The sequence below is a fragment of the Pseudomonas sp. AGC41 genome (genome assembly GCF_057334555.1).
The window spans coordinates 1-8,426 of the sequence record NZ_JBHFJB010000044.1; the positions used below are offsets into that span (position 1 = coordinate 1).

Below are 8,426 nucleotides of genomic sequence, written 5' to 3' on the forward strand. Positions count from 1 at the left end.
CCGCTGGACTGCGCAGCAGGCCCAAAAGGGGCCGCTTCGCGAGCCAGCGGGAGCAAGCTCCCTCGCCACGGGTTTGTCGTCGGATCTAGCGCTCAACCTGCATGCCAACCCAACTGAGCTGAAATCTGCTGCGTCGCCTGCATCAGTTGCTTGACGTAGTCCTGCTTCAATTCTTCCCTGAAGCGAAAGCACGGGAATGAAACGCTCATCCCGCCGATCACATGGCCGAACCGGTCGCGGATCGGTGCCGCCAGGCAGCGCATGTTGTCTTCGAATTCTTCGTGATCCTCGGCATAGCCCTGCTGGCGAACGATCTCCAACTCCTGCAGATACGCCTCGACACTGGTCAAGGTATTGGCCGTACGGCGCTCGAAGCTTTCCTGCGCGAGGTGCGCGAGCAGCTCTTCCTCTTCCAGCCACGCCATCAGCACCTTGCCGATGCCGGTGCAGTACAACGGCGCCCGCCGGCCGATGCGCGAGTACATGCGCAGGTTGTATTTGGAGTCGATCTTGTGCACGTAGACGATGCTGCCTTCGTCAAGAATCCCCAGGTGCACGGTCTCGCCGGTCAGCTCGTTGATCCGGCGCATCCCCGGCTCCGCTTCGCGAACGATGTCCAGATGGGGCAGGGCCTGGGCGCCCAGTTCGAACAGCCGCACGCTCAGGCGATAACGATCTTCGGCATCCTGCACCACATACCCGCGAGCCTTGAGTGACTGCAGGAAGCGATAGACCGTGGCCTTGGACATGTCCAGTTTGGTGGCGATTTCCGACACGCCGCTTTCTTCCGGATGCTCGGCCAGGGCCTCGAGCACTGCCATGGTCCGGCCAACCGCCGACACCAGATCGTTGTTGGGAATGACGCTGTTGTCCATGAAGGCTCCAACGTGAAAGTAAAACCCAAGGATATACGCAAGCAGAACAAAACGCTGTTTCATTTTTGCTTGACGAGCCCGGAAATCTGACTAGACTCGGGCCTTGAGATAAAAATGAAACGCCGTTTTAAAAACAAGAAAGGCGCGTAATGATGGATTTGACACTCAACCATGGCCCGGACACCCGCTACCCCCGACCGCTGAAGGTCGCGCTGGTGGGTGAGTGCATGATCGAGGTGCGCGGCGGGCCGGATGCCGCAATCACGCAGACCTTCGGTGGCGATACGCTTAACACCGCGGTCTACCTGGCCCGATTGAATCCACGTGGCGCCGTCGCCGTGGACTACATGACCGCGGTGGGCAACGACGCATTCAGCGCGGCCATGCGCCAGTCCTGGCTGGACGAAGGCATTGGCGATGCGCATGTCCGGGTGATCGAAGACGCGCTGCCGGGGTTGTACTTCATCCAGACCGATCCACACGGCGAGCGGCGGTTCCTCTACTGGCGCGGGGAAGCGGCGGCGCGGCGCATGTTCGAAGGCGCCGAGGCCGAGGCCATGCTCGCTGCGCTGGCCGATTACGACTATGTCTACCTGAGCGGCATCACCCTGGCGATCCTCCTGTCGGAGGGGCGCGAGCGCCTGATCCACGCCTTGCATCGGGCTCGCCGGGCGGGCACGCGCATTGTCTTCGATAACAACTACCGTCCCCACCTTTGGCCCGATCCTGAAACGGCTCGGCAGGCCTATCGCGATCTGCTGCACCTGAGCGACCTGGCGCTGGTGACTTGGGAAGACGACGCGAGCCTGTTCGGTTACCGGGACCCTGATGCCTTGTTCAGTGCCTATGCCGAGGCGGGTGTCCGCGAAGTTACCCTCAAGCGTGGCGCCGCCAGTTGCCTGATCCAGTGTCCCGCGGGGCGTTTCGAAGTGCCGGCGCAGACCGTCGCGCAGGTCATCGACACCACCGCTGCCGGTGACTCGTTCAACGCTGCTTACCTGGCCTGCCACCTGTGCGGCGGTGACCCGCAGCAGGCCGCCCGCTGGGGCCATCGCCTGGCTGCCGAGGTCGTCCAGTACCGGGGCGCGCTGATTCCGCAGGCGGCCATGCCGAGCATGGGCACGTCCTCACTTCCTTTTGTCGAACAGGTCTGACTTATGAAAATCGTTGAAGCGCGTGTCATCGTTACCTGCCCGGGGCGCAACCTGGTCACGTTGAAGATTGTCACCGACGAAGGCATCTACGGTATCGGCGATGCCACGTTGAACGGCCGCGAACTGGCCGTCGTCGCGTATCTGGAAGAGCACGTTCTTCCCGCGTTGATCGGCCGTGATGCCCATCGCATCGAGGATATCTGGCAGTACTTCTATCGCGGCGCTTACTGGCGTCGAGGGCCGGTGACCATGACGGCCATCGCCGCCGTCGACGTGGCGCTCTGGGACATCAAGGCCAAGGCCGCGAACATGCCGCTGTACCAATTGCTCGGCGGCAAGAGCCGTGAGCGGGTGATGGTCTACGGGCACGCCACCGGCAAGGACATCGACGGCTGCCTGGACGAAGTCGCCCGTCACGTCGAGCTGGGCTACAAGGCCGTGCGGGTGCAATGCGGCGTGCCCGGCATTGCCACCACCTACGGCGTCGCCAAACGCAGTGGCGAACGTTATGAACCGGCCGACAGCGACCTCCCCGCGGAACACGTCTGGGACACCGCCAAATACCTCAACTATGTACCCAAGCTGTTTGCCGCCGTGCGCGAGCGTTTTGGCGATGACCTGCACATTCTCCACGACGTGCATCATCGCCTGACGCCCATCGAGGCCGGGCGCCTGGGCAAGGCCGTGGAACCGTACAACCTGTTCTGGCTGGAAGACTGCACGCCGGCGGAAAACCAGCAGAGCTTCCGCCTGATCCGCCAGCACACCACCACGCCGCTGGCGGTGGGCGAGGTGTTCAACTCGATCCATGACTGCCGCGAGCTGATCCAGGAACAGTTGATCGACTACATCCGCACGACGCTGGTGCATGCCGGCGGCATTACCCATGTGCGGCGCATTGCCGATTTCGCCGCGCTGTTCCAGGTGCGCACCGGTTTTCACGGGGCCACGGACCTGTCACCGGTGTGCATGGGCGCGGCCCTGCATTTCGATACGTGGGTGCCGAACTTCGGCATCCAGGAACACATGCCTCACGAAGACCGCATCGATGAGGTCTTCCCCCATGCGTATCGCTTCGAGGACGGCCATTTCACCCCGGGCGAAACGCCTGGGCATGGCGTCGATATCGATGAAGAGCTTGCCCGCCAATACCCCTACAAACGCGCGAGCCTGCCGGTCAACCGTCTTGAAGACGGCACGCTGTGGCATTGGTGAAACGGTTTCAACCCACTTGAGGAAACGGGACGAATGTCCCGCCAGGAGTCATCCGATGAAAGCGTTCCAGGTAAGAGCACCCTTCGAGTTCGGCCTGGCCCAGGTCGACCGCCCCGAGGTCGCTCGTGGCGAGGTCCAGGTCGATGTGGCGTATGCCGGTATCTGTGGCTCGGACATGCACATCATTCACGGGCAGAACGCATTCGTGCGTTTCCCCCGGGTCACCGGCCATGAGTTCTCCGGGGTGATCCGGCAGGTCGGTGCAGGTGTCGAGCATCTCCAGATAGGCGACCGGGTGTGCATCGATCCGGTGATCAGTTGCGGCACCTGTTATCCCTGCCGCATTGGGCGGCCGAACGTCTGCACGCGGCTGCAAGTGATCGGCGTGCATCGTGACGGAGGCTTCAGCGAGCAGGTCTGCGTCCCGGCCGAGAATGCCCACCGCTTGCCCGATTCGATGTCCCTCAGCCACGGCGCCCTGGTGGAGCCTTATTCCATTGCCCTGAACGTGCTCGATCGGATGCAGCCGCAACCGGGTGACAGCGTGTTGATCTACGGCGCTGGCGTGATCGGCCTGACCCTGGTGCAGATGGCCCGGGCGCTGGGAATGACTGACATCACCGTGACCGATGTCATCGACAGCCGCCTGGAGACAGCGCGTGCGCTGGGCGCCAGTCGGACCCTGAACGGCCAGCAAGTCGATGTCGAGGCGCTGATGCGTGAGCACACCCAGGGCGAGGGCGTGCCGTTGATCGTCGACGCCGCCTGCATTCCGGCGCTGATGCCGCAGATGGTGCGCCTGGCCTCGCCGGCCGGGCGCATCGGATTGCTCGGCTTCAATGCCACGCCCAGCGATCTGGTGCAGTTGGAAATGATCAAGAAGGAATTGACCCTGGTCGGTTCGCGGCTCAACAACCGCAAGTTTCCGCGGGTGATCGAACTGATCGCCAGCGGCAAATTACAGGTCCAGGACCTGATCAGCCATCGCGTCAGCTTCGATGAAATGCCCGGCGCCATCGACCTGATCGAGAAGCACCCCGAGCAAACCCGAAAAGTCCTGGTGGAGCTGACGAGCGCCCTTCACTGAGCCGTCTGCATCACCGGTTTCATCGTGCCTGTCATGGGCACCCTCACCGAATAAACACAACAAGCGGGAGGTTCCACCATGTTTGGTCAAGGACGTAGCTTAATCATCATCATGCTGTTCCTGGCCGGGGTGATCAATTACCTCGACCGGTCGGCATTGTCTGTGGCGGCGCCGTTCATCCAGAAAGACTACGGTCTGAGTACGGGTGAGATGGGCATGATCTTCAGCAGCTTTTTCGTCGGTTATGCCGCCTTCAACTTCATCGGTGGCTGGGCCGCCGACCGTTATGGCGCCAAGACCACGTTGCTGCTGGCCATGGTCCTGTGGTCGTTGTTCAGCGGCCTCACGGTGCTGACGGTGGGCTTCGCGTCGCTGGTGCTCATCCGGATCCTGTTCGGCATGGGTGAAGGTCCGCTGAGCGTCACCACCAGCAAGATGGTGAACAACTGGTACACCCCCAAGCGCCGGGCGCGAGCCCTTGGTGCCTCGATGTCCGGCACGCCGCTGGGCGGGGCGATTTCCGGTCCGGTGGTGGGCTTTATTGCGGTCACCTACGGCTGGAAGGTGTCGTTCATCATCATCATGTTGGTCGGCCTGATCTGGGCGGCAATCTGGTACAAGTTCGTCAAGGAAAAGCCCGAGGGCGAGGGTGCCGAGGATATCCTGCGGGCGGAGGGGCAGAGCGAGCTGGCGTCGCAACCGGTGTTCCCGCTGCGGTTCTACCTCAAGCAGCCGACGGTGCTGTTCACCTCCCTGGCGTTCTTTTCCTATAACTACACGCTGTTCTTCTTCCTGACCTGGTTCCCCAGTTATCTCACCATGGCCCACGGCCTGAACGTCAAGGACATGAGCATAGCCACGGTCATCCCCTGGCTGCTGGGCTTCCTGGGTCTGGCATTGGGCGGGTTCATTTCCGACTTCGTCTTCAAGAAGACCGGGCGGATCATGTTCTCGCGCAAAGTCGTGCTGGTGACTTGCCTGTTGGCCTGCGCCGGTTGCATCGGCGTCGCCGGGGTGGTGAAAACGCTGTATCCGGCCGTCATCCTGGTGGCGCTGGCGGTGTTTTTCCTCTACCTCACCGGCGCGATCTACTGGGCGATCATCCAGGACACGGTGCCTGCGGCGCGGGTCGGCGGCGTCAGTGGCTTCATGCATTTCCTGGCCAACACCTCGGGCATCATCGGGCCAACCCTGACCGGGTTCATCGTCCAGTTCACCGGCTCGTTCACCAGCGCGTTCCTGCTGGCGGGCCTGCTGACCATCATCGGTGCGCTGTGCGTGGCGCGTTACGTCAAGCCGCTGGCGGTGGCAGGTGTCGCGCCGCAGGCCGATGCCGGCGTCCAGCCGCGTCCAGCCCTCGACCATCCCTGAAGGAGGATAGCCATGTCGCTCAACCAACGCGTCCCCGCCACCGGCCAGGCCCGCGCGATCGGCATCGTGCACCTGGGCCTGGGCGCCTTTCACCGGGCGCATCAGGCGGTGTACCTGCAACGCCATCTCAATCGCCACGGCGCCAGCGACTGGGGCTTGTGCAGCGCCAACCTGCGCTCCAATCACGCCTTGGTCGAGCAATTGCGCGAGCAGGACGGTCGTTACCATGTGGCCGAGTATCGTGACCGCGAGCAGGTGACGCTGCGCGAAATCGGGGTGTTGCGCGAGGCCTTGTATGCGGGCGAGGGCGGTCAGGAACTGGAGCAGTTGTTGCAACGCATGGCCGCGCCGCAGACGCGGATCGTCACGCTCACCGTCACTGAAAAAGGCTACTGCCTGAGCCCTTCTTCAGGGCAGTTGCGCCGTGAGGATCCGACCATTGCCCACGATATCGCCCATCCGCAGACGCCGCGCTCGGCGCCCGGCATCGTCCTCGAAGCCCTGCGGCGTCGGCGCGCCGCGGGCGTTCCGGCGTTTACCGTGTTGTGCTGTGACAACATGCCCGACAACGGCCAGCGCACCCGCCAGGCGGTCAGCGCATTGGCGGCGTTGCAGGATCAGGCGCTGGCGCAGTGGATCGAGCAACAGGTGGCGTTTCCCAGCTGCATGGTCGACCGCATAGTGCCGGCCATGGACGAGGAAGCCTTCGCCCGGCTGGCGCAACAATTGGACTGCCACGACCGCGCCGCCGTGGTCTGTGAAAGCTTCAGCCAGTGGGTGATCGAAGACCACTTTCCCCTTGGCCGACCGGACTGGGAAGTCGAAGGCGTGCAAGTGGTCGACGACGTGCGCCCGTTCGAAACCATGAAATTGCGCATGCTCAACGGCAGCCATTCGCTGCTGGCCTATGTGGGGCTGCTGGCCGGGCATGAGTCAGTCTTCGAGGCCGTCAGCGATGTGAGGCTGGCGCATTTCATCGAGCGCTACATGACCGAGGAAGCCGCGCCCACGCTGGACATGCCGGCAGGTATCGACCTGTCGGTATACGGTCGCGACCTGCTGGCGCGCTTCGCCAACGACAGCCTGCAACATCGCTTGCGCCAGATTGCCATGGACGGTTCGCAAAAACTGCCGCAACGCTGGTTGCTCGGCGCCGAGCAATTGCTCGACCAAGGGCGCGGCATCGACTGCACCGCGTTGGGAATTGCCGCCTGGATTCATTACTGCACGCAGCCGTTGCCCGGCCGACCGGCGCATGTGGTCGACGACCCGTTGAGCGCAACCTTTGCCGACGTTGCGGGACGCTTCGAGGGCGCATCGCGGGTCGATGCTTTTCTCGACCTTGAAGAAGTCTTCCCGCCGGCGCTGTCGGCTCGCGCCGCATTTCGCGATGCGGTGCACCGTGTCTATGGCGCCTTGACCCGCGATGGCGTGGACAGCCTGTTGCACACCTTTGCCGCACCCAACTGATAACAAGGAGAACAACATGGAACAGACATGGCGTTGGTTTGGCCCCAAAGATCCGATTTCCCTGGCGGACGTTCGCCAGACCGGTGCGACCGGCATCGTCACCGCATTGCATGAGATTCCCAATGGCCAGGTCTGGCCGGTGGACGCCATCGCGGCGCGCAAGGCGCTGATCGAAGCGGCCGGCTTGACCTGGTCCGTGGTGGAAAGCATTCCGGTGCACGAAGACATCAAGCGCGGCTGCGGACGTCGTGACGAGTACATCGCCAACTATCAGCAAAGCGTGCGTAACCTGGCGACCTGCGGTATCGATATCGTCTGCTACAACTTCATGCCGGTGCTGGACTGGACCCGCACCGACCTGACGTATGAACTGGCGGATGGCGGTTGGGCCTTGCGCTTCGACCAGACTGCGTTCGCCGCCTTCGACCTGTTCATCCTCCAGCGTCCGGGAGCGCAGGACGAGTACAACACCGAGGATATCCAGCAGGCCAAGGCCTATTTCGAACAACTGTCGCCCGCCGGGCGCGAAGCCTTGGTCGATACCCTGATCGCCGGATTGCCCGGTGCGGAAGAACACTACAGCCTGGACAAATTCCGCGAGTTGCTGCGTACCTACGCCGACATCGACGAGGCCAGGTTGCGTGAGCACCTGGGGTATTTTCTGCGCGCGGTGATTCCGGTCGCGGAGGAGGTGGGCGTGCGCATGGCGATCCACCCGGACGACCCGCCCCGGGCATTGCTCGGGCTGCCGCGCATCCTTTCTACCGCCGAAGATGCCCAATGGCTGCTGGATGCCGCGCCAAGCCCGGCCAATGGCCTGACATTCTGTACCGGCTCCTATGGCGTGCGCGAAGACAACGACCTGGTGGCGATGGCCAGGCACTTTGCGCCGTTCATCTACTTCACTCACCTGCGTTCGACCCGTCGGGAAGGCGATCCACGCAGCTTTCATGAAGCTCATCACCTGGCTGGGGACGTCGATATGGTCGGGGTCATCAGTGCCCTGGTGGCCGAAGAGCGCCGGCGCGAGCGCGAAGGCGGCCCGCGCTTGCCGCTGCGTCCAGACCATGGGCATCAGTTGCTCGACGACCAGCATCGCAAGAGCAATCCGGGCTATTCCCTGATCGGCCGCCTCAAGGGCCTGGCGGAAATCCGCGGTGTGGAGCTGGCCGTGCGCCGACAACTGGATCAAACAGCACACTAACCCCAAGCAACACCCCGTGGGGGGGGGGGGGGGGGGGGGGGGGGGGGGGG

Annotated in this window: 7 protein-coding genes; 6 read left to right on the top strand and 1 reads right to left on the bottom strand. The window is 63.1% G+C overall.

Annotated features, from left to right (window positions below; translation table 11 throughout):
• Positions 1 to 92: 92 nt before the first annotated feature.
• Positions 93 to 875 carry a DNA-binding transcriptional regulator KdgR gene (gene kdgR, locus ACE04F_RS08470; RefSeq protein ID WP_486105826.1) on the bottom strand — a complete coding sequence of 261 codons (783 nt, stop codon included), beginning with the start codon at positions 873 to 875 and terminating at the stop codon, positions 93 to 95.
• A gap of 152 nt (positions 876 to 1,027) precedes the next feature.
• Between kdgR and ACE04F_RS08475 the strand changes: the two genes are divergently transcribed.
• From ACE04F_RS08475 to uxuA, 6 genes are all read left to right on the top strand, one after another.
• Positions 1,028 to 2,029: a sugar kinase gene (locus ACE04F_RS08475; RefSeq protein WP_486105893.1), complete on the top strand. Its 1,002-nt coding sequence runs from the start codon at positions 1,028 to 1,030 to the stop codon at positions 2,027 to 2,029.
• A 3-nt stretch (positions 2,030 to 2,032) separates the two neighbouring features.
• Positions 2,033 to 3,244, top strand: a complete 1,212-nt coding sequence (manD, locus tag ACE04F_RS08480) for a D-mannonate dehydratase ManD (RefSeq protein ID WP_486105828.1) — start codon at positions 2,033 to 2,035, stop codon at positions 3,242 to 3,244.
• 55 nt (positions 3,245 to 3,299) lie between these two features.
• A complete protein-coding gene (locus tag ACE04F_RS08485) occupies positions 3,300 to 4,331 on the top strand; it encodes a Zn-dependent oxidoreductase (protein WP_486105830.1) in 1,032 nt (343 codons plus the stop codon).
• 78 nt (positions 4,332 to 4,409) lie between these two features.
• On the top strand, positions 4,410 to 5,702 hold the full coding sequence (locus ACE04F_RS08490; RefSeq protein ID WP_434568715.1) for an MFS transporter: 1,293 nt from the start codon (positions 4,410 to 4,412) through the stop codon (positions 5,700 to 5,702).
• A gap of 12 nt (positions 5,703 to 5,714) precedes the next feature.
• The gene (locus ACE04F_RS08495) at positions 5,715 to 7,172 is read left to right on the top strand and encodes a mannitol dehydrogenase family protein (protein WP_486105833.1); all 1,458 of its coding nucleotides are present in this window, start codon (positions 5,715 to 5,717) and stop codon (positions 7,170 to 7,172) included.
• A 16-nt stretch (positions 7,173 to 7,188) separates the two neighbouring features.
• Positions 7,189 to 8,376 (top strand): mannonate dehydratase, encoded by a 1,188-nt coding sequence (gene uxuA, locus ACE04F_RS08500; RefSeq protein ID WP_486105835.1) that lies wholly within the window; start codon positions 7,189 to 7,191, stop codon positions 8,374 to 8,376.
• The last annotated feature ends 50 nt before the right edge of the window (positions 8,377 to 8,426 follow it).

Excerpts from the sequence above, each read along its gene's own strand:
- ACE04F_RS08475 (WP_486105893.1), top strand. The coding sequence starts at position 1,028 with ATGGATTTGACACTCAACCATGGCCCGGACACCCGCTACCCCCGACCG.
- ACE04F_RS08485 (WP_486105830.1), top strand. The coding sequence starts at position 3,300 with ATGAAAGCGTTCCAGGTAAGAGCACCCTTCGAGTTCGGCCTGGCCCAG.
- uxuA (WP_486105835.1), top strand. The coding sequence starts at position 7,189 with ATGGAACAGACATGGCGTTGGTTTGGCCCCAAAGATCCGATTTCCCTG.
- ACE04F_RS08490 (WP_434568715.1), top strand. The coding sequence starts at position 4,410 with ATGTTTGGTCAAGGACGTAGCTTAATCATCATCATGCTGTTCCTGGCC.
- manD (WP_486105828.1), top strand. The coding sequence starts at position 2,033 with ATGAAAATCGTTGAAGCGCGTGTCATCGTTACCTGCCCGGGGCGCAAC.
- ACE04F_RS08495 (WP_486105833.1), top strand. The coding sequence starts at position 5,715 with ATGTCGCTCAACCAACGCGTCCCCGCCACCGGCCAGGCCCGCGCGATC.
- kdgR (WP_486105826.1), bottom strand. The coding sequence starts at position 875 with ATGGACAACAGCGTCATTCCCAACAACGATCTGGTGTCGGCGGTTGGC.